The organism is Streptomyces mesophilus (genome assembly GCF_011044995.1).
GTDB classification, from domain to species: domain Bacteria; phylum Actinomycetota; class Actinomycetes; order Streptomycetales; family Streptomycetaceae; genus Streptomyces; species Streptomyces mesophilus.
In genome coordinates this window covers 1-780 of the sequence record NZ_JAAKZW010000491.1, presented here as the reverse complement: position 1 = coordinate 780, position 780 = coordinate 1, and the positions used below count along the sequence as shown (strand labels likewise).

Below are 780 nucleotides of genomic sequence, written 5' to 3'. Positions count from 1 at the left end.
GGGCTTGGGGGCGGCAGCCCCCAAAAGAACAGCCCCGCCGAAAGCCTGCCCACAGACGGGTGATCGTCCTTGACGCGAGGGCGGGTGGGTAGGACTGTTGAGCGCTATGAGGGGCGAACCCAGTTGCCCGAAGTGTGGTGGCCGGGTGCGGGCTCCCGGTCTTTTCGCCGATGCCTGGCAGTGTGACGCGCACGGCACCGTGCATCCGCTGCAACCCGTGGTGCCACCGAGTGTCGAGGCGCTCTCCGTCGTCGTGCACCGCTCCCATGTCCCGGTCTGGATGCCCTGGCCGCTTCCGGTCGGCTGGCTGTTCTCGGGCGTGGCCTGCGCGGGGGACGACCGCAGCGGTGGGCGTGCCACGGCGGTGGCGTGCTCGGGGCCCGGTCCGCTCGGCGGCAGCGGCGAGCTGATCCTGGTCGCCGAGGAGCTCGGCGTCGGTCTGGGTGCTCGTTATGCCGGGCTTCCGGGTCCCGATCCCGGGCCGCACATGGACGTTGCGCGTCCGCCGCAGGCGAAGGTGCACGCGGCGGGCCGTCCCACTCCGCTCTGGCATGTGAAGGACACTCCGGCGGACCGTGCGGTCTTTGCCGGTGAGGCGCGTGGGTTGTGGCTGTGGGCGGTGGTCTGGCCGGAGCAGTCGGGGTTGCTGATGTACGACGAGCTGGTTCTGACGGATCTGCGGGACGCGGGTGCGGAGGTCGAGCTCTTGCCGTGCGGCGCACTGTCGCCACGGATCCTGACGCCGTAGCGGGCCCCTCGAGGCCCCCAGGGGGCTCCGCC

The 780-nt window shown here is 71.7% G+C and carries 1 protein-coding gene; it reads left to right on the top strand.

Translation table 11 applies throughout. The features are described 5' to 3' along the window. Positions 1-106 precede the first annotated feature (106 nt). On the top strand, positions 107-748 hold the full coding sequence (locus G6045_RS40735; protein ID WP_165337279.1) for a DUF6758 family protein: 642 nt from the start codon (positions 107-109) through the stop codon (positions 746-748). The last annotated feature ends 32 nt before the right edge of the window (positions 749-780 follow it).